This is a genomic window from Mycobacterium sp. 3-98 (assembly GCF_035918355.1).
GTDB lineage: Bacteria > Actinomycetota > Actinomycetes > Mycobacteriales > Mycobacteriaceae > Mycobacterium > Mycobacterium intracellulare.
Window position 1 is genome coordinate 4,970,079 of record NZ_CP142360.1, and the last position, 18,903, is coordinate 4,988,981.

General features: G+C 69.2%; 17 protein-coding genes. 7 read left to right on the top strand and 10 right to left on the bottom strand.

What is annotated here, in order from left to right:
• Positions 1-52 precede the first annotated feature (52 nt).
• From QGN30_RS23190 to QGN30_RS23215, 6 genes are all read right to left on the bottom strand, one after another.
• Positions 53-514 (bottom strand): type II toxin-antitoxin system Rv0910 family toxin, encoded by a 462-nt coding sequence (locus tag QGN30_RS23190; RefSeq protein ID WP_008253911.1) that lies wholly within the window; start codon positions 512-514, stop codon positions 53-55.
• Positions 515-517: 3 nt separating this feature from the next.
• Positions 518-706: an antitoxin gene (locus tag QGN30_RS23195; RefSeq protein ID WP_008253910.1), complete on the bottom strand. Its 189-nt coding sequence runs from the start codon at positions 704-706 to the stop codon at positions 518-520.
• Positions 707-771: 65 nt separating this feature from the next.
• Positions 772-3,159: a cation-translocating P-type ATPase gene (locus tag QGN30_RS23200; protein WP_095762870.1), complete on the bottom strand. Its 2,388-nt coding sequence runs from the start codon at positions 3,157-3,159 to the stop codon at positions 772-774.
• Positions 3,156-4,733: a serine hydrolase gene (locus tag QGN30_RS23205; protein ID WP_014381859.1), complete on the bottom strand. Its 1,578-nt coding sequence runs from the start codon at positions 4,731-4,733 to the stop codon at positions 3,156-3,158. The genes QGN30_RS23200 and QGN30_RS23205 overlap by 4 nt, the downstream gene beginning before the upstream one ends.
• Positions 4,734-4,771: 38 nt before the next feature.
• Positions 4,772-5,881, bottom strand: a complete 1,110-nt coding sequence (locus tag QGN30_RS23210; RefSeq protein ID WP_009957318.1) for an MBL fold metallo-hydrolase — start codon at positions 5,879-5,881, stop codon at positions 4,772-4,774.
• Between the two features lie 6 nt (positions 5,882-5,887).
• Entirely contained in the window at positions 5,888-6,619 is a 732-nt protein-coding gene (locus QGN30_RS23215; protein ID WP_095762869.1) for an enoyl-CoA hydratase, read from the bottom strand.
• Positions 6,620-6,646: 27 nt separating this feature from the next.
• Between QGN30_RS23215 and QGN30_RS23220 the strand changes: the two genes are divergently transcribed.
• Genes QGN30_RS23220 through QGN30_RS23240 form a run of 5 tightly spaced genes read left to right on the top strand, consistent with a single transcriptional unit; the run spans position 6,647 to position 12,158 of the window.
• Positions 6,647-8,128, top strand: a complete 1,482-nt coding sequence (locus QGN30_RS23220; protein ID WP_095762868.1) for an acetyl-coenzyme A carboxylase carboxyl transferase subunits beta/alpha — start codon at positions 6,647-6,649, stop codon at positions 8,126-8,128.
• Positions 8,129-8,179: 51 nt separating this feature from the next.
• Positions 8,180-8,890, top strand: coding sequence for a two-component system response regulator PrrA (gene prrA, locus QGN30_RS23225; protein WP_008253900.1), 711 nt, complete (start codon positions 8,180-8,182; stop codon positions 8,888-8,890).
• A 15-nt stretch (positions 8,891-8,905) separates the two neighbouring features.
• The gene (locus QGN30_RS23230; RefSeq protein ID WP_008253899.1) at positions 8,906-10,243 is read left to right on the top strand and encodes a sensor histidine kinase; all 1,338 of its coding nucleotides are present in this window, start codon (positions 8,906-8,908) and stop codon (positions 10,241-10,243) included.
• 53 nt (positions 10,244-10,296) lie between these two features.
• Positions 10,297-10,560, top strand: a complete 264-nt coding sequence (locus QGN30_RS23235; protein ID WP_008253898.1) for a DUF2630 family protein — start codon at positions 10,297-10,299, stop codon at positions 10,558-10,560.
• 26 nt (positions 10,561-10,586) lie between these two features.
• The gene (locus QGN30_RS23240; protein WP_008253897.1) at positions 10,587-12,158 is read left to right on the top strand and encodes a phytoene desaturase family protein; all 1,572 of its coding nucleotides are present in this window, start codon (positions 10,587-10,589) and stop codon (positions 12,156-12,158) included.
• A gap of 43 nt (positions 12,159-12,201) precedes the next feature.
• Here the strand turns inward: QGN30_RS23240 and QGN30_RS23245 are convergent, their stop codons facing one another.
• The 3 genes from QGN30_RS23245 to pdxH all read right to left on the bottom strand — a co-directional run bounded on the left by QGN30_RS23245 (position 12,202) and on the right by pdxH (position 15,326).
• Positions 12,202-13,497, bottom strand: a complete 1,296-nt coding sequence (locus tag QGN30_RS23245; RefSeq protein WP_008253896.1) for a citrate synthase — start codon at positions 13,495-13,497, stop codon at positions 12,202-12,204.
• Between the two features lie 268 nt (positions 13,498-13,765).
• Entirely contained in the window at positions 13,766-14,665 is a 900-nt protein-coding gene (locus QGN30_RS23250) for an amidohydrolase family protein (RefSeq protein ID WP_095562461.1), read from the bottom strand.
• Positions 14,666-14,696: 31 nt separating this feature from the next.
• Positions 14,697-15,326, bottom strand: a complete 630-nt coding sequence (gene pdxH, locus QGN30_RS23255) for a pyridoxamine 5'-phosphate oxidase (protein WP_036397685.1) — start codon at positions 15,324-15,326, stop codon at positions 14,697-14,699.
• Positions 15,327-15,443: 117 nt separating this feature from the next.
• Here pdxH and QGN30_RS23260 point away from each other — a divergent pair, with 117 nt between their 5' ends.
• Together QGN30_RS23260 and QGN30_RS23265 are read left to right on the top strand one after the other, a co-directional pair.
• Positions 15,444-16,565 carry a citrate synthase 2 gene (locus QGN30_RS23260; RefSeq protein ID WP_008253892.1) on the top strand — a complete coding sequence of 374 codons (1,122 nt, stop codon included), beginning with the start codon at positions 15,444-15,446 and terminating at the stop codon, positions 16,563-16,565.
• A gap of 134 nt (positions 16,566-16,699) precedes the next feature.
• Positions 16,700-17,158 (top strand): VOC family protein, encoded by a 459-nt coding sequence (locus tag QGN30_RS23265; protein WP_009957306.1) that lies wholly within the window; start codon positions 16,700-16,702, stop codon positions 17,156-17,158.
• Positions 17,159-17,211: 53 nt separating this feature from the next.
• Here QGN30_RS23265 and QGN30_RS23270 read toward each other — a convergent pair whose 3' ends face one another.
• Positions 17,212-18,900: an FAD-dependent oxidoreductase gene (locus QGN30_RS23270; RefSeq protein ID WP_248923513.1), complete on the bottom strand. Its 1,689-nt coding sequence runs from the start codon at positions 18,898-18,900 to the stop codon at positions 17,212-17,214.
• Between the last annotated feature and the right edge of the window lie 3 nt (positions 18,901-18,903).

An 18,903-nucleotide genomic window follows, 5' to 3' on the forward strand; every position in this document is an offset into this window, starting at 1 on the left:
AGGGGGTTCACACTATCGACCGCGCCCGAGGCGAAAACTCATCGGCGGGCGATCAGCGATGCCCGTTGCTGCTCGGATCGGGCCGGGTGAACACCGTCACGAAGTTCTCCAGCGACTGGTCGATATCGCCGCGCAGTGCGGCGGCGACGATCATGCCGATGGGGCCGAACAGTGCGGGGCCACCGAGGTGCACGTCGAAACTGACGAGGGAGCCGTCCCCTTTGGGCTGGATCTTGGCCATCAGCTTGACCTTGACCCCGCCGACTCCGTCGCCGTTGAGCGTCATGCCCTCGGGTGGCTTGTAGCGCACGACCGTCCATTTGATCCGGTTGGGCATGCCCTTGACCTCGACAATCGACTCGACGACCGAGCCCTTCTCGATCTCGTCGGGCAATGCGCTGCGCCACACCCGGTGGATGGTCAGCCAATCCTTGTACCGGGACAGGTCGGAGGCGTGCTGCCAGGCCACCTCGGGCGGCAGCGGGACATCGATGGATCCGGAAAGCTTGGCCATGGCTCAGTTCTGCTGGTCGCCCGTGTCCGCGGCGCCGGCCGCCTTCTTCGCCTGCTCCTGCACCTGGTGAATGGTGTCGGAGTATTTGCCCTGCGTCTTTTCGTCGACGAACTCGCCTGCCTTGTCGATGGCCGTCTCGACCTTGTCGGCGTTCTGCCACAACAGATCCTTGGCCTTGTCCAGGAATCCCATGTGCCCTCCCTTTTTCCGGCATCGTACTTGCCCGGTGAAACCGGCCGGCGCCGAGTTCGCTGTGCTCAGCGCCACAGCCGCGGCTGCACGCCCAGCATCCTGGCGCGGATCCACCACATGGCCTCGACCGCGGCTACGCCCAGCAGACCGATCCCCAGCGCGGTCGCGGTCACCGTGACATTGGACGGATCCAGCAGGAACTGCTTGCGGGCCAGGGGGAGGCTGAAGATCACCACATACGCCAGGCCCGAGACGATTACGAGCGCCACCCGCCACCACTGGTAGGGCCGTGCGACCACCGCGAGCACCCACAGGGCCGTCATGAGCAAGGTGATCAGGGCCGCGGTCGACGCCTGATCCTGTTGCTGGAAGCCGGCGTGCCGGCCAGGGTAGGCGGCCAGGTACGACGCGAAGGTCGCGGTGCCGACGATCAGCCCGGACGGCAGCGCCGAGCTCAGCACCCGGCGCACGAAACCGGGCTCGGCGCGCTCGATGTTGGGCGCCAGGGACAGGATGAACGACGGTATTCCGATGGTGAACCACGCCGCGATGGTGACGTGGATCGGCTGGAACGGATACAGCAACGGATCGGCTTTCAACGCTTTGGAAAACAGGCATTCGATGCCCACCAACAACGCCAGCAGCACCGAGTACACCGTCTTGGTCAGGAACAGGTTGGCGACCCGCTCGATGTTGCCGATCACGCGTCGGCCCTCGCCGACCACGTACGGTAGCGTGGCAAACCTGTTGTCCAGCAGGACGATCTGTGCGACGGCACGGGAAGCCGGGCTGCCGGCCCCCATCGCGACGCCGATATCGGCGTCCTTGAGGGCCAGGACGTCGTTGACGCCGTCGCCGGTCATCGCGACCGTGTGCCCGCGCGATTGCAGGGCGTGTACGACGGCGCGCTTCTGATCGGGACGCACCCGGCCGAAGGTGGTGTGGGTGTCCAGCGCGTCGGCCAATTGCGCGGGGTCCGAGGGGAGTTGGCGCGCATCCATCGTCTCGCCGCGCAACCCGAGCTTGTCGGCGACGGCGCCGACAGAAACGGCGTTGTCCCCGGACAACACCTTGACCGAAACACCCTGATCGGCAAAGTATTCCAGCGTCTCGCGGGCGTCAGGTCGGACCTTCTGTTCGAGCACCACCAGCGCGACCGGGGTGACGTCCCCCGGTGCGCTGGGGTGGTCGACGGCCACGTCGGCGGCGCCCACCAGCAGGACCCGCAAGCCCTGCGACCCGATCCGCTCGGCCTGTTCGGCCGCCGCCGACGCCGGCTCGAGCAACACGTCGGGCGCCCCCATCACCCAGTCGCCGTGCCCTTCGAAGGACACCCCGCTCCACTTGGTGGCGGACTTGAAAGGTGCTGTCGCCGTGGCGGTCCAGCCCGGCGACTCGTGATAGGTCTCGGCGATCGCGCGCACGCTCGCGTTGGGTCGCGGGTCGGCGGCGGCCAACGCCGCCAGCACGTCGCCGATCCGATCGCGGTGCGCGTCCTCGTCGAGCTCGTCCACCCGGGCGACCCGCATGCCGCTTTCGGTCAGGGTGCCCGTCTTGTCGGCGCAGACCACGTCGACCCGCGCGAGCCCCTCGATGGCGGGCAGCTCCTGCACCAGGCAGCGGCGCTGGCCCAGCCGGACCACCCCGACCGCGAACGCGACCGACGTCAGCAGCACCAGCCCTTCGGGCACCATCGGCACCAGGGCGCCCACCGTCCGCAGCACGGACTCCTGCCAGCCCGCGTGCGTGGTGAACAGCTGGGTGTAGATCGTCAGCAGGCCGGCCGGCACCAGAAGGTAGGTGATGAACTGCAGGATGCGGTTGATGCCGTTGCGCAGTTCGGATTTCACCAACGTGAACTTGCTGGCTTCCTCGGCGAGTTTGGCCGCGTAGGCGTCCGGGCCGACCTTGGTGGCCCGGTAGGCGCCGGCGCCCGCAACGACGAAACTGCCCGACATCACCGCGTCGCCGACGGCCTTGGCGATCGGGTCGGCCTCACCGGTCAGCAGTGACTCGTCGACCTCCAGGTTCGCCTCTTCGATGATCTCTCCGTCGACGACGACCTGATCGCCGGGCCCGAGCTCGATGATGTCGTCGAGCACCACCTCCTCGGGCGGGACCGCACGCGTCCCGGATTGCCTGCGCACCACGGGTTTCGCCTGACCCACGATCGCGAGCTTGTCCAGCGTCTGCTTGGCCCGGATTTCCTGGACCATGCCGACGACGCTGTTGGCGATGATCAACAGTCCGAACATCCCGTTGATCAGCGAGCCGGTCGCCAGCACGATCAGCAGCAACACTCCCAGGATCGCGTTGATCCGGGTGAACACGTTGGCCCGCACGATATCGGTGATGCTGCGCGTCGCCCGTTTCCGCACGGCGTTGCTCTGGCCGTCGGCGACCCGCTGCGCCACCTCGGCGTCGGTCAGGCCGGTGATCAGTGAGGAGCTCATCGGGCGAAGGTCCCCAGCTTCTCGGTGTCGTAGTACTCCAGATTCAGGGTGTCGTTGGAGAAGACCGCTTTGGAAATCGTTCCGGGTGGGGCGTTTTCGTCGGTCAGCGGGAAGGTGAAGGTGTCGCCGTCCCAATGGGTGAGGGCGACCGTGTGGTTTTTCGGGCCCATCGCCAAGTGCAGGGCGCCGTCGCGTTCGGTCACGACGGCCGGGCCCCAGTAGTCGCTGGCGTACACGCCTGCATAGTCGCGAAGCGGCTTGGCCGGGGCGGGTTTGGGCGGGGGCTGCTTGCCGACCAGCGAGCCCACCGGATTGTTCAGCCAGCCGATCGCCTTCTGGTACAAGGGACCCCAGTCCTCGCGGATCTGGCCGTATTGGACGAGGTCCATGAATTCGGCGGTCAGGGTTTCCGGGATGCCGTAGGGCGCGCCGTTGGTCAGCGCGATGATGCCCACGTCTTCCGAGGGCATCACCACGAAGTTCGTCGCCGCCCCCAAAGCGAAAGCGCCGGAATGGCTGTATTCGGTGCGGCCCGAGGAATCGACCGACGCGTTGAAACCGTATCCGTAGAACCCGGTGCGCGCCTTGGGCGTCGTCGCGGGTGTCGACACCGTCTGCGGACTGATGGCCGGCAACAGGTCTTCCGGCGCGGCGATCCGCCGCCCGTCGTGAGTCCCGTTGCCCAGCAACATCATCAGCCAACGGGCCATGTCGTTGACCGATGAGCTGAGGCCGCCCGCGGGTGACTGGGGATCGGGATCACGCTGGAAGCGGGCCTCCCACTTGCCGGCGACCTTGACGTGGTTGACCGCGTGATTGGGCCGGGCGAGGAAGTCGGCGAAGCGTGAGCTCGTCGACGTCATTTTTAGCGGGCGGTAGAGCGCCTCGTCGGACAGGTCCTCCCATGACTTGCCGGCCGCGGCCGCCACGGCCTCCGCGCCGGCGGTGATCCCATAGTTGGTGTAGGCGTAGCTGATCCGGAAGGGTGCCAGCGGCAGATACCTGAGTCGCTCGAGGGTCTGACGACGGTCGTAGCCCAGGTCTTCGAGTTTGTCGCCCGCGTGATCGGGCAGCCCGGAGCGATGCGAATACACGTCGGCGACGGTCACATGGCTACTGACATAGGGATCGCCGAGCGTGAACCAGGGCAACTTGGCGGCCACTGGGGTGTCCCAGGTGACGACGTGATCGCTGACCTCGTGCGCGATCACCGTCGCGCCAACCGATTTGGACACCGAAGCCAGCTGGAAGACGGTGTCGGCGTCCACCTTGTTTCCTTGCCCCTCGCCCTTGCTCACATCCTTGACACCGAAACCCTTGGCGTACAACACTTTCCCGCCGTGGACGACGGCGACCGCCATTCCCGGCACGCCGGTGTTCTTCATCAGGTCGCCGACCAGGCCGTCGATCTTGGCGACGGCATCGTCGATGCGGCCGGCAGGAATCGCCACGCCGGCCACTTGGTTGGGCGCGACGTCAGACAGTGTGGACGGGGCCCCGGCGGTCGGCTGCGCGGAGCCGCATCCCGTCAATCCGAGCAGCACCGAGATGGCAGCGACCGCGCGTTTGGTCATGGCGCACTCTAACGCGGTGGGGTTGCCGGACTCCGGAATCAGAGCTGCCACCACGGGTTCGATTTCACCGGGGCCGCGAGATCAATGCGCTGGCCCGGCACCGGAACCGCCACGTTCACCTGCTCGGGCTCCGCGGCGGCGAGCAGCCGCTCGACCGGCTCGGCCCACGGGTGCGGGGCCAACCGGAAGGTGCCCCAGTGGATCGGCACCAACAGCCCCCCGTCGGTGACGTCCAGGTGCGCCCGCAGCGCCTCCTCGGGGTTCATGTGCACGTCGGGCCACGCCGTGTTGTAGGCCCCGATGGGCAGCAGGGTCAGGTCGAACGGTCCGTGGTCGGCGCCGATCTGGGCGAAGCTCTTCGTGTACCCGGTGTCGCCGCCGAAGTACGCGCGATGGGTCGGCCCGCGAAAGACCCACGACGCCCACAGCGTCGTGTTGCGATCCAGGAAGCGCCCCGAAAAATGCCGCGCCGGCACGCACACCACGGTGAGCTCGTCGACCGTCGCGCTCTGGTGCCAATCGAGCTCGACGATGCGGTGCTCGGGTATCCCCCACCTGCGAAGGTGGGCGCCGACACCGAGCGGAACGAAGAACGGGGACCGCTGCGTGCGGGCCAACGCCCGAATCGTGTCGATGTCGAGGTGGTCGTAGTGATCGTGGCTGATCACCACCGCGTCGACGGCGGGCAACCCCTCGAGTTGAATCGGCGGCGGGTGCAGCCGCTGCGGCCCGACGACGTCCGACGGCGAACACCGGTCGCTCCACACCGGATCGGTGAGCACCCGGTAGCCGTCGATTTCCACCAGCGCCGTGGAGTGGCCGAACCAGCTGACGGCCAGCCCGCTCGGATCCGCGCGGAAGACCCCGGGGGCCGTCAGCGGGATCGGCCCGCGCGGCCGGCTTCCACCCCGGTTGCCCACCAGCTCCCACGCGATGAGCCGCAGTTGCTCGCGGTCCATCTTGGTTTCCGAGGCGGGCTCGAGGTTGACGAAGACGCCGTCGCGACAGTTCGGGGACCCCGCGGTCGCCGCGGCGATCGATGCGGGGTGGGCGCCGAGGGCGTCCGGCGCGCCGTGCAGCGCGCGCAGCAGCCAACCCCCGCCCGCCAGCGACGCCGTGCCGGCGATCAGCCGTAGCGTCCCCCGCATGGCTCGTCAGGCCCCCTGGAACTTCGGTGGCCGCTTCTCGATACGCGCGACCTGGGCCTCGATGACGTCCTGGCTGCCCCACGCCTTGTCGAAAAGCTCCTTGTGCACCGGGTCGGCCTCCTCGATGGCGCCGTCGTCGTTGAGCACCCGCTTGGCGTGCTGGATCGCCAACGGGGCCAGGCCGGCGATCTCGGCGGCCCAGGCCTGGGCGTCGGACAGCGTCCCGATGCGGTTGGCCATCCCGGTCTGCAGGGCCACGTCGGCCGTCAGCTTTTCGGCGGCCAGCAGCATCGCGCGGGCCCGGCCGTGACCGACCAGTGAAGCCAGGCGCCGGATGCTCCAGTTGTCAAGGGCCAGACCGTATTTCGATGTGGGGAATTGGAAGAAGGCGTCCGGCACGACGACCCGGAGATCGCATTGCATGGCCAGCTGCAGGCCCGCGCCGATGGCGGGGCCGTTGATGGCGCCGATCACCGGGATGAGGGTGGCGTCCAAGACCCTGTGCAGCTCGATGAGGCGGTCGGGATAGTCGGCGGCGAATGCGTCACCGCTCAGGTCCGCGCCGGCGCAGAACACCGTGCCCTGCCCGGTCAGCACGATCGCCCGGGTGGAGCCGTCGCCCGCCTTCAGCACGGCCTCGCGCAGCTCCTCGACGAGCTGGGAGTTCAAGGCGTTGCGGCGCTCGGGGCGCTGCAACTCGATGGTCAAAACCGCTTCGGCCTGGCTGACACCGATCATGGCAGCCACCCTATATAGCCTCGTCACGTGAGTCGTATCACGGCTGGTCAACTACGCGACGCGGTCCTGGACGAGAATTCCTTCATCCGCTGGGACAGCGAGCCGCTCGCCGTGCCGGCCAGCGCCGCCTATGCGCGAGAGCTGGCCAATGCCCGCGCCGCGACGGGCCTGGACGAATCCGTGCTGACCGGCGAAGGGCGCATCTTCGGGCGCCGGGTCGCGGTGGTGGTCTGCGAATTCGGCTTTCTGGGTGGCTCGATCGGGGTGGCCGCCGCCGAACGGATCACCGCGGCGGTGCAGCGGGCGACCGCCGAGGGGCTGCCGCTACTGGCCTCGCCGAGCTCCGGCGGCACCCGCATGCAAGAGGGCACGGTCGCGTTCCTGCAGATGGTGAAGATCGCCGCGGCCGTCCGGCTGCACACCCGGGCTCACCTGCCCTACCTGGTCTATCTGCGCAATCCGACCACCGGTGGGGTCTTCGCGTCGTGGGGCTCGCTGGGCCACGTCACGCTCGCCGAACCGGGCGCGTTGATCGGCTTCCTCGGACCTCGCGTGTACCAGCTGCTCTACGGCGAACCGTTCCCCGAGGGCGTGCAGACCGCGGAGAACCTGCAGCGGCACGGCGTGATCGACGACGTCATCCCGCTCGACGAGCTGCGCCCGACGCTGGACCGAGCGATGACCGTCATCGCCGACCCGCCCGGGCCGCTGCCCACGCGGCCACCACCCGAACCGACACCCGACGTCGCGGCGTGGGATTCGGTGGTGGCATCGCGGCGTCCGGACCGGCCGGGCGTCGGACTTCTGTTGCGGCACGGCGCAACCGACCAGGTGCTGTTGTCGGGGACCGGCCGGGGAGAGGCGGCGACGACGCTGCTGGCGCTGGCCCGATTCGCCGGTCAGCCGGTGGTGGTGCTCGGCCAGCGGCGGATAGCGGGCGGCCGGGCGAGCACCGTGGGCCCCGCGTCGTTGCGCGAGGTCCGGCGCGGCATGGCGCTGGCCGCCGAGTTGCGCCTGCCGCTGGTGCTGGTGATCGACACGGCGGGACCGGCGCTGTCGGCCGACGCCGAACAGGGCGGGCTCGCCGGGCAGATCGCCCAGTGCCTGGCCGAGCTGGTGACCCTGGACACCCCGACGGTCTCCGTGCTGCTGGGCCAGGGCAGCGGCGGGCCGGCGCTGGCGATGGTGCCGGCCGATCGGGTGTTGGCCGCGCTGCACGGCTGGCTGGCGCCGCTACCGCCGGAAGGCGCGAGCGCGATCGTCTTCCGCGACACCGATCACGCCGCCGAACTTGCCGCCGCACAAGGCATCCGGTCGACCGACCTGTTGGCGTCCGGGATCGTCGACGTCGTCGTCGCGGAACATCCCGATGCCGCCGACGAGCCCGTCGAGTTCTCGCGGCGACTCTCACGCGCCATCGCCGCCGAGGTGCAGGCGTTGCGCGGGATACCCGCCTCCGAGCGGCTGGCCGCCCGGCTGCAGCGCTACCGCAACATCGGTCTGCCCTGAAACGCTCGCGACGGTGGTGCCTCCCGCATCCATAGGCGGCAATCAGGCAAGATGGGCGGCATGGACACAGGAGCTAGCTCACCTCGGGTCTTGGTCGTCGACGACGACTCCGATGTGCTCGCGTCGCTGGAACGTGGCCTGCGCCTGTCCGGGTTCGAGGTGTCGACCGCGGTCGACGGCGCCGAGGCGTTGCGCAGCGCCACCGAAACGCGGCCGGACGCGATCGTGCTCGACATCAACATGCCGGTGCTGGACGGGGTCAGCGTCGTCACCGCGCTGCGCGCCATGGACAACGACGTCCCGGTCTGCGTGCTCTCCGCCCGCAGCTCGGTCGACGACCGGGTGGCGGGCCTGGAGGCCGGCGCCGACGATTACCTGGTCAAACCGTTCGTGCTGGCCGAGCTGGTCGCGCGGGTCAAAGCGCTGCTGCGCCGCCGCGGCGCCACCGCCACCTCCTCGTCGGAGACCATCACGGTGGGACCGCTGGAAGTCGACATCCCCGGCCGGCGGGCTCGCGTCAACGGCGTCGACGTCGACCTGACCAAGCGGGAATTCGACCTGCTGGCGGTGCTGGCCGAACACAAGACCGCGGTCCTGTCCCGTGCGCAGCTACTCGAGCTGGTATGGGGCTATGACTTTGCCGCCGACACCAACGTCGTCGACGTCTTCATCGGATACCTGCGCCGCAAGCTCGAGGCCCACGGCGGGCCCCGGCTGCTGCACACCGTGCGCGGAGTGGGATTCGTGCTGCGCATGCAGTAACCCGGTCGAGCGGCCATGAACTTCCTGTCCCGGATCCTGACCCGTACGCCGTCGCTACGGGCCCGGGTCGCGGTCGCGACGGCGATCGGCACCGCGATCGTGGTGGTGATCGCGGGGGCGGTCGTGTGGTTCGGCATCACCAGCGCCTGGAAGGAGCGGCTGGACCGCCGCCTGGACGAGGCGGCCGGTTTCGCCATCCCCTTCCTGCCCCGGGGCCTCGACGACATCCCGCGCGCACCCCACGACCAGGACACCGTGATCACCGTCCGGCGCGACGGCCAGGTCAAGTCCAACTCGGACGTCACACTGCCGCCGCTGGAGGTGGGGTATGCAGACACCTACATCAACGGGGTGCGCTATCGCGTCCGAACCTTGGAGGTCGCCACGCCGCAGCCGGCGACGGTGGCAGTGGGCGCGACGTACTACGACACGATCGCCCAGACCAACAACCTGCATCGCCGGGTGATCCTGATCTGTGCGCTGTCGATCGGCGCGGCGGCGGTGTTCGCTTGGCTCCTGGCGGCTTTCGCGGTGCGGCCGTTCAAACGCCTGGCCCAGCAAGCCCGTTCGATCGACGCCGACGAACGGCCGCAAGTGGCGGTGCGCGGTGCCACCGAGGCGGTCGAGATCGCCGAGGCCATGCGGGGCATGCTGCAGCGCATCTGGACCGAGCAGGACCGGACCAAGGATGCGCTCGCGTCTGCGCGCGACTTCGCCGCCGTGTCCTCGCACGAGCTGCGCACCCCCCTGACCGCGATGCGCACCAACCTCGAAGTGCTCTCCACCCTGGACATGCCGGACGAACAACGCAAAGAGGTGCTGGGCGACGTCATCCGCACGCAGTCGCGCATCGAGGCCACGCTGACCGCCCTCGAGCGCCTGGCCCAGGGCGAGCTGTCGACGTCCGACGATCACGTGCCGGTCGACATCACCGAGCTGCTCGACCGCGCCGCCCACGACGCCACCCGCGTCTACCCCGGGGTCGACGTCTCACTGGTGCCCTCGCCCACCTGCATCATCGTCGGGCTGCCGGCCGGGTTGCGCCTCGCGGTCGACAACGCGATCGCCAATGCCGTCAAGCATGGCGGCGCCACCCGCGTCGAGCTGTCGGCGGTCAGCTCCCGCGCCGGCGTGGAGATCGCCATCGACGACAACGGGCGCGGCGTCCCGGAGGACGAGCGCCAGGTGGTGTTCGCGCGGTTCTCCCGCGGATCGACGGCCTCGCATTCCGGGTCGGGCCTGGGATTGGCCTTGGTAGCCCAGCAGGCCGAGCTGCACGGCGGGACTGCCGAGCTGGAAAGCAGCCCGCTGGGCGGTGCGCGGCTGGTGCTGCGACTACCCGGACCCAGTTAGCCGCGGGCCGTCGGCGGCTATCCGCCCCCTCCCGAGTCGGGCAGACTGGAGCGATGGCCAACGGCAGCAAACCCACCGACAACGACACCCTGGCACACATCCGCGAACTGGTCGCCGAAGAAAAAGCGCTGCGGGCCCAACTGCAGCGCGGTGACATCGACACGTCGGAGGAACATGACCGCCTTCGGCGCATGGAGATCGAACTCGACCAGTGCTGGGATCTGCTGCGGCAGCGCCGGGCGCTCCGCGAGAGCGGCGGCGACCCGCGCGAGGCGGAGGTGCGGCCGCCCGACGAGGTCGAGGGCTACCTGAGCTGAGCGGCCACGCGGACGCCGACGACGCGGTGGACGTCGCCGTCGTCGGGGGCGGGCACAACGGCCTCGTCGCGGCGGCCTACCTCGCGCGGGCCGGCCTGCGGGTGCGCCTGCTGGAACGGCTGGAACAGACCGGCGGGGCCGCGATCTCGGCGCAACCCTTCGACGGGGTCGGCGTCCGGCTGTCGCGCTACTCCTATCTGGTCAGCCTGCTACCGAGCCGCATCGTCGAGGACCTGGGCGCCGGGATTCGGCTGGCCCGGCGTCCCTATTCGTCGTACACGCCCGACCCCGCCACCGGCGGCCGCAGCGGGCTGCTGATCGGGGCGCCCGGTAACACCTTCGCCGCCATCGGCGCGGCCGACGACGCCCAGGGCTTCGCGGACTTCTACCAGCGCTGCCGGCTGGTGACCGAGCGGCTGTGGCCGACGCTGCTCGAACCGCTGCGCAGCCGCGAGCAGGCCCGCCGCCACGTACTGGAAAGCAACGACCGCCGCGCGGCGGCCGCCTGGGAAGCCCTGATCGAGGAACCGGTCGGCGAGGCCATCACCGACGCGGTGGGCAACGACCTGGTTCGCGGGGTGATGGCCACGGACGCCCTCATCGGCACCTTCGCGCGCCTCGACGATGAGTCGTTGACGCAGAACGTCTGCTTCCTGTACCACGTGCTCGGCGGCGGCACCGGGGACTGGGACGTCCCGATCGGCGGGATGGGCGCGCTGACCACCGCCCTGGCCGCGGCCGCCGTCGGCCACGGTGCCGAAATTATCAGCGGCGCAGAGGTTTACGCGCTCGACCCGAGCGGCGAAGTGCGCTATCGCAGCGGCGGCCATGAGCGCCGGGTCCGGGCCCGGTTCGTCCTCGCCGGCGTCACGCCCACCGTGCTGGCCGGGCTGCTCGGCGACGAACCGCCACCGGCGGACGGCGGCGCGCAGGTCAAGGTGAACATGGTGCTGCGGCGCCTGCCCCGCCTACGCGACCGGGGCGTCACACCCGACCAGGCCTTCGCCGGCACGTTCCACGTCAACGAGACCTGGACGCAACTGGATACGGCCTATACCCAGGCGGCCGCGGGGCAACCGCCGAATCCCCTGCCGTGCGAAGCGTATTGCCACTCCCTGACCGATCCCAGCATCCTGTCCGATGACCAGCGCCGCTCGGGCGCCCAGACGATGACGGTGTTCGGCCTGCACACCCCGCACGCGCTGTTCGGCGACGCCGACCCGGACGCGCTGCGCGATCGGCTCACCGACAAGGTGCTGGGATCGCTGAATGCTGTTCTGGCCGAACCGATTCAAGAACTGCTGCTGCACGATGCGCAGGGGCGCCCGTGCATCGAGACGACGACCACATCAGATCTCGAGCGCACCCTCGGCATGAGCGGCGGCAACATTTTCCACGGCGGGCTGTCGTGGCCGTTCGCCGATGACGACGATCCGCTGGACACCCCGGCGAGGCAGTGGGGCGTGGCCACCGCTCACGAACGAATCATGTTGTGCGGCTCGGGCGCTCGCCGCGGTGGGGCGGTGTCGGGCATCGGCGGGCACAACGCGGCGATGGCAGTGCTCGCCTCCCTCGCGACCAGGCAGAGAATCGCGTAAATCCCGCCGCCCGCAGGCGATTCTGCGTCTGCTCGGCAGGAAACTAGCGCGCGTCGATCGTCGCGTAGTCGCGCTCGGTGTAGCCGGTGTAGATCTGGCGCGGACGGCCGATCTTGCTGTCGCCCTCGTCGTGCATCTCACGCCAGTGCGCGATCCAGCCGGGCATCCGGCCCAGCGCGAACAGCACGGTGAACATCCGGGTCGGGAACCCGAGGGCGCGGTAGATCAGGCCGGTGTAGAAGTCGACGTTGGGGTACAGCTTGCGTTCGACGAAGTAGTCGTCGGTCAGCGCCGCCTCTTCGAGCTCCTTGGCGATGCTGAGCAGGTCGTCGTCGCCGCCGAGCTTGGCCAGGATCTTGTCCGCCTGCTCCTTGACGATGCGGGCCCGCGGGTCGTAGTTCTTGTAGACGCGGTGGCCGAAGCCCATCAGCTTGACGCCGGCCTCGCGGTTCTTCACCTTGCGGACGAATTCACTGACGTTGTCGTCGCTTTCGCGAATCTGCTCGAGCATCTCGAGGACCGCCTGGTTGGCGCCGCCGTGCAGCGGGCCCCACAGCGCGTTGATCCCACCGGAAACGGAGGTGAACAGGTTCGCCTGCGACGACCCGACCAGCCGCACCGTCGACGTCGAGCAGTTCTGTTCGTGGTCGGCGTGCAGGATGAGCAGCATGTCCAGCGCCCGGATGATCTCGGGGTCCGCCTGGTACGGCTCGGCCGGTAGGCCGAACGTCATGCGCAGGAAGTTCTCCACCAGGGTCAGCGAGTTGTCCGGGTAGAGGAACGGCTGACCGACCGACTTCTTGTATGCGTAGGCGGCGATGGTCGGCAGCTTGGCCAACAGCCGGATGGTGGACAACTCGACCTGCTCGTTGTCGGTCGGGTCGAGGGAATCCGGGTAGTACGCCGAGAGCGCGTTGACCGCGCTGGACAGCACCGGCATCGGGTGGGCGTTGCGCGGAAATCCGTCGAAGAACCGCTTCAGGTCCTCGTGCAGCATGGTGTGCAGCTGAATCCGCTTGGTGAACTCGGCCAGCTGCTCCTTGCTGGGCAGCTCACCGTAGATCAGGAGGTAGCTCACCTCGATGAAGGTCGACTTCTCGGCCAGTTGCTCGATCGGGTAGCCGCGGTAACGCAGGATTCCGGCGTCGCCGTCGATGTAGGTGATCGAGCTCTTGCACGACGCGGTGTTGACGAAGCCGTTGTCGAACGTGGTGTAGCCGGTCTTGGACAACAGCGAGCCCAGCGCGATGCCGTCGGCGCCTTCGGTGGCGCTGACGATCTCCAGGTCGGTCTCACCGCCCGGGTACTTCAGAGTGGCGGTGTCGTCGGTGTCGGCCACGAGAACCCCTTCGTGCTTCCGGCTGATATGGCTGCCCCTGACTTGGTGCTTACAGCTGAAGGTAGTCGTTATCGCGACGAGGCGCCCGTCCGGGGTCGGGTCTGGGAACCTTCCTTAAGCTTTCATCAGGTAGCGCGGTGACGATCCCGGCAGCTCGTGTCTTCCGCCGCTGCGCGCCCGGCGTCGGCGACGCGTGCCGCGCGGATCCGCCGTGGCGCGGGCCACAACAGGTACGGCGCACCGCCGTTGTCCCGGAAAGCGGCGCCCATCACCCCGCCGTGGACATCGGCCCGGCCAACCCGAAGACGTGAGCGGCGTTGTCGTGTAACACCTTTCGCAGCCACACATCGTCGATGCCGGGCAGCCGGGTGAGGACCTCGACCGCGTCGACGTAGCCGTACGGGATGTTGGGAAAGTCGCTCCCGAAAAGTATGCGGTCGGCGAGATCACGGAGGCGTCCGTACTCGGCGGGCGGGAAGGGCATGGCCTCCTCGACGAACGGGGTGAACGCCATCGTGGTGTCGAGCCGCACGTCGTCGTAGCGCTCGGCCAGGTCGAGGAAATCCGTGTACTCGGGCATGCCCAGGTGGGCGATGATCAACCGCAGGTGCGGATGGCGCGCGAGCAGTGCCGCGACGGGCCCGACGCCGGTGTGTTCGCCGGGGACGGGACCCGAGCCACAGTGGATGATCACGGGGATCGCGGCGTCTTCGATGACGCCCCAGGCGCCGTCGAGCAGCGGGTCGGTGGGGCTGTAGCGGCCGACCTGAATGTGGGCCTTGAATACGCGGGCGCCGGACGCGACGGCCTGACCGACGTAGTCCTCGACGCCGGGTTCGGGGTACAGCGTCGCGGTGTGCAGGCAGTCGGGCGTCGTCGCCGCGAACGATCGGCCCCACTGGTTCAACCAGGCCGCCATGTGCGGCTTGTGCGGATAGATCAGCGCCGTGAACGCCCGGACCCCAAAGCCGCGGAGGGTTCGCAGTCGCTGTTGTTCGTCGCTGCGGTAGGCGATCGGCCAATGCCGTCCCACCAGCGGGCCGGCGTCATCGAAGTACCGCCACACCTTGTCCATCACGGATTTGGGCATGAAGTGCGTGTGCACGTCGACGATGCCGGGCAGCCCGAGCGCCGTCCAGATCCGACGTACCGAATCCGTTTCGTCCATCGCCAGCCAAGTTAGCCGCCGCGCGGGCACGCTACGGCTGGAGGCGCTCGATGCGATCGCCGCTGACCCGGATGCGGTTATGCAACCGGTTTTCCCGTCCCTGCCAGAACTCGACCACCTCGGGCGCGATGAGATAGCCGCCCCAGCCCGGCGGCACCGGAACCTGCTCGCGGTCGGCGAAGCGCGCGGTCACCTCCTCCAGCTGGCCCAGCAGGGCCGCCCGCGACGCGATCGGTTGCGACTGATGCGAGGCCCAGGCGCCCAGCTGTGATCCGCGCGGTCGTTTCGACCAGTACTCCTGGGTCGCCTCCGCAGTGACCTTGCTCACCGGGCCGCGGACGTGGACCTGGCGGCCGAGCTGGTACCAGGGAAACGTGACCGCGGCGTACGGCGTCGCGGCCAGATCGCCGCCCTTGGCCGAGTCATAGTTGGTGAAAAAGGTGATCCCGGTCTCGTCGACGCCCTTGCACAGCACCGATCGGCTCGCCGGCCGCCCGTCGGCGGTGACGGTGGCCAGCACCATCGCGTTGGGCTCGGCGACACCCGATCGCTCGGCGTCGTCGATCCATTTGCGCAACAACGAAACCCAACCATCGCCGAGCCAGTCCGCGTCGAGATCGGGACTGCCGTCCTTCTCCGCCGATCCGTATTCCACACGCATTCTTTGCAGGTGCTCTTTTCCTGGCTCGGGGTCCCGTCGTGCCATCGCGTCAACGCTACCGGCGCTTGCTACCGGCCGGTAGCGTCGGCCCGAGCGGGGGGTGCGAGAATTTTCGGCATGACTGTGGTCCCCGAAGACTTTGTCCCCGGCCTCGAAGGCGTGGTCGCCTTCACCACCGAAATCGCCGAGCCGGATAAAGACGGCGGCGCGCTGCGCTACCGCGGTGTCGATATCGAAGACCTGGTGGGTCAGCAGGTCACTTTCGGCGACGTGTGGGCGTTGCTGGTCGACGGAAAGTTCGGCCACGGGCTGCCGCCCGCCGAGCCGTTCCCGCTGCCCATCCACACCGGCGACGTGCGCGTCGACGTGCAGGCCGGCCTGGCGATGCTCGCCCCGATCTGGGGGTACAAGCCGCTGCTGGACACCGATGACGCCACCGCCCGCAACCAGCTGGCCCGGGCGTCCGTCATGGCGCTGTCCTACGTTGCCCAGTCCGCGCGCGGCATCTATCAGCCCGCGGTGCCGCAGCGGGTGATCGACGAATGCGAAACGGTCACTGCCCGTTTCATGACGCGCTGGCAGGGCGAGCCGGACCCGCGCCACGTCGAAGCGATTGACGCCTACTGGGTTTCGGCCGCCGAGCACGGGATGAACGCCTCGACGTTCACCGCGCGCGTGATCGCCTCCACCGGCGCCGACGTGGCGGCGGCGCTGTCCGGGGCGATCGGCGCGATGAGCGGTCCCCTGCACGGGGGCGCGCCGGCGCGGGTGCTGCCGATGATCGAAGAGGTCGAGCGCACCGGCGACGCGCGCGGCCTGGTGAAGAAGATCTTGGACAGCGGCGACAAGCTGATGGGATTCGGGCACCGGGTGTACCGCGCCGAGGACCCGCGGGCGCGGGTGCTGCGCGCCACCGCCGAGCGGCTGGGCGCACCGCGCCACGAGGTTGCCGTGGCGCTGGAGCAGGCCGCGCTGGCCGAGCTGCGGGAGCGGCGCCCGGACCGGGCCATCGAGACCAACGTCGAGTTCTGGGCCGCGGTCATCCTGGACTTCGCCCGGGTGCCGGCCAACATGATGCCGGCGATGTTCACCTGCGGACGCACCGCCGGGTGGTGCGCCCACATCCTCGAGCAGAAGCGGCTGGGCAAGCTGGTCCGGCCGTCCGCCATCTACGTGGGCCCCGCCCCGCGCAGCCCGGAATCCGTCGAGGGTTGGGACCGCAGCCTCACCAACGCCTGAGGCCTTCCTGGTTGTCGGTGCCCGGCGATCTAATGGTTGCTGTCGCGCGATGACTTTGCGTCGCCGACGCAGTCATACGTCGTGAGCCTGTCCGCGGTGGGCAGGCGACGGAACCGACAGCAAGGAGAATCAGGATGGCGATCAACATCGAACCCGCACTGTCCCCCCACCTCGTGGTCGACGATGCCGCCGCGGCAATCGACTTCTACGTCAACGCTTTTGGGGCCGAGGAGATCGGGCGCGTGCCGCGCCCGGACGGCAAACTGGTGCACGCCGCGCTGCGCATCAACGGCTTCACGGTGATGCTCAACGACGACTTCCCGGAGGTGTGTGGCGGCAAGTCGATGACACCGACCTCGCTGGGAGGCACCCCGGTGACGATCCACCTCACCGTCACCGACGTCGACGCCAGCTTCCAGCGGGCGCTGGACGCCGGTGCCACCGTGGTGGCCCCGTTGGAGGACCAGTTCTGGGGCGACCGCTACGGCGTGGTCGCCGACCCGTTCGGCCACCACTGGTCGCTGGGGCAGCCGGTCCGCGAGGTCAGCATGGAAGAGATCACCGCGGCGATGTCCGGGCAGGGCGCCGGCTAGCGGCGATCGCAAGCGCGGCCGCGGCCGGGCGCGGCGGGTCGCCGCCATCGGCATTAACCGAGCAGCCGGTCCAAGAGCCGGCGTCGCGGTGGCGGCGCCGGCTCGGCGGTCGCGGCGGCCGCGAGCATCGCGGCGACCTCGGTGAACTTGTTGCGGGGCCGGCCGTCACCGCTGCCGCGCGCGATTTCGGCGGCGTCGATGGCACGCCATCCCGCCGCGTCGACGGCCTCGGGCCGACGGGAGCGCACCAGGGCGGCCAGCGCCTCGGGCTTGGCCGCCGGTTCGGTCAGCTTGCCGGCGTTGAAATCGGCCACCAGGGCCTGCACGGTCTCAAACGAGCACGACTTGTTGGTCCCGATGAACCCGCTCGGTCCCCGCTTGATCCAGCCCGCGACGTACGCGCCGGGCACGGGTGCGCGCGAGGCGGGATCGACGACGCGCCCGCCGTCGTTGGGCACCACGGCCGACGATTCGTCATAGGGAAGCCCACGAATCGGCTTGCCGCGGTAGCCGATCGACGTCAGCACCAGGCCCGTGTTCAGGCGGCGCGCCTCATCGGTGCCGGTGACCGAGAACTCCAGACCGGAGACGCGCTGCTCCCCCAGCACACGGGTCGGGGTGAGCCGGTATGCCAGCCTGATCCGCGGGCGTGCCGCCGGCGCCGAATCGTCGCCGAGCGTGCTCAGGATTTCCAGCTTGTTTTTCGTCAAGGGATCCGACGCCGTCGCCAGGTCGGCCGCGACCAGTTCGTGGTCGGCCGCGCTGAGGACGACCTCGGAGCTGCCCGTGAGCCCGATCAGCTCGGGCAACGTGAACGCCGACTGGGCCGGGCCGCGCCGGGCGGCGATCACCACCTCACGCACCGCCGAGCCGCGCAGCGCCGCCAAGGCGTGGTCGGCGATGTCGGTGCGGGCCAGGTCGTCGGGGTCCGCGGTGAGCACCCGGGCGACGTCGAGGGCGACGTTCCCGTTGCCGATGATCACCACCCGCTCGTGGCCGAGATCGACTGGCAGGTCGGCGAAGTCGGGATGACCGTTGATCCAGGCCACCAATTCGGTCGCGGTCCCGGTGCCGGCCAAACCCATGCCCTCGATGTCCAGGCGACGGTCGTCGGGCGCACCCACGGCGTACAGCACGGCGTGGTGGTGAGCCAGCAGGTCGTCATGGCTGAGGTGTTCGCCGATCTCGACGTTGAGATAGAAGCGGAAGCGCTCGTGGCCGGCGACCCGCTCGAAGAGGCGGGTGACCCGCTTGGTGTTCTGGTGATCGGGCGCCACCCCGGCCCGCACCAACCCGTACGGGGTGGGCAACTTCTCAAAGACGTTGACGCGCACGCCGTGCTGGGTGAGTAGCTCGTCGGCGGCATACATCGCCGCCGGACCCGATCCGACGATGGCCACGGTCAGCGGCCGGCGGCGCGCCCGCACTTCGGCGGCCGGGATGACCGGCGCCAGCTTCGACGTCGGCGGAAGCTTCTCACCCTCGGGCCGTTTCGGGTAGAACGACGCGTTGATTTCGACGAAGGGCAGCTGCTTGGTGTCCAACCGGGTGTCGGGCGCGATGGCCCCGACCGGGCACGCGCTCACGCAGGCGCCGCAGTCCACGCAGGCCGCCGGATCGATGTAGAGCATCTCCGAGGTGGCGAAGCCGGGCTCGTCCGGCGTGGGGTGAATGCAATTCACCGGACACGCGAAAACACAGGACCCGTCGTTGCAGCACGACTGGGTAATAACGTGCGGCATGAA

Excerpts from the sequence above, each read along its gene's own strand:
- QGN30_RS23190 (WP_008253911.1), bottom strand. The coding sequence starts at position 514 with ATGGCCAAGCTTTCCGGATCCATCGATGTCCCGCTGCCGCCCGAGGTG.
- QGN30_RS23195 (WP_008253910.1), bottom strand. The coding sequence starts at position 706 with ATGGGATTCCTGGACAAGGCCAAGGATCTGTTGTGGCAGAACGCCGAC.
- QGN30_RS23200 (WP_095762870.1), bottom strand. The coding sequence starts at position 3,159 with ATGAGCTCCTCACTGATCACCGGCCTGACCGACGCCGAGGTGGCGCAG.
- QGN30_RS23205 (WP_014381859.1), bottom strand. The coding sequence starts at position 4,733 with ATGACCAAACGCGCGGTCGCTGCCATCTCGGTGCTGCTCGGATTGACG.
- QGN30_RS23210 (WP_009957318.1), bottom strand. The coding sequence starts at position 5,881 with ATGCGGGGGACGCTACGGCTGATCGCCGGCACGGCGTCGCTGGCGGGC.
- QGN30_RS23215 (WP_095762869.1), bottom strand. The coding sequence starts at position 6,619 with ATGATCGGTGTCAGCCAGGCCGAAGCGGTTTTGACCATCGAGTTGCAG.
- prrA (WP_008253900.1), top strand. The coding sequence starts at position 8,180 with ATGGGCGGCATGGACACAGGAGCTAGCTCACCTCGGGTCTTGGTCGTC.
- QGN30_RS23230 (WP_008253899.1), top strand. The coding sequence starts at position 8,906 with ATGAACTTCCTGTCCCGGATCCTGACCCGTACGCCGTCGCTACGGGCC.
- QGN30_RS23235 (WP_008253898.1), top strand. The coding sequence starts at position 10,297 with ATGGCCAACGGCAGCAAACCCACCGACAACGACACCCTGGCACACATC.
- QGN30_RS23250 (WP_095562461.1), bottom strand. The coding sequence starts at position 14,665 with ATGGACGAAACGGATTCGGTACGTCGGATCTGGACGGCGCTCGGGCTG.
- pdxH (WP_036397685.1), bottom strand. The coding sequence starts at position 15,326 with ATGCGTGTGGAATACGGATCGGCGGAGAAGGACGGCAGTCCCGATCTC.
- QGN30_RS23260 (WP_008253892.1), top strand. The coding sequence starts at position 15,444 with ATGACTGTGGTCCCCGAAGACTTTGTCCCCGGCCTCGAAGGCGTGGTC.
- QGN30_RS23265 (WP_009957306.1), top strand. The coding sequence starts at position 16,700 with ATGGCGATCAACATCGAACCCGCACTGTCCCCCCACCTCGTGGTCGAC.
- QGN30_RS23270 (WP_248923513.1), bottom strand. The coding sequence starts at position 18,900 with ATGCCGCACGTTATTACCCAGTCGTGCTGCAACGACGGGTCCTGTGTT.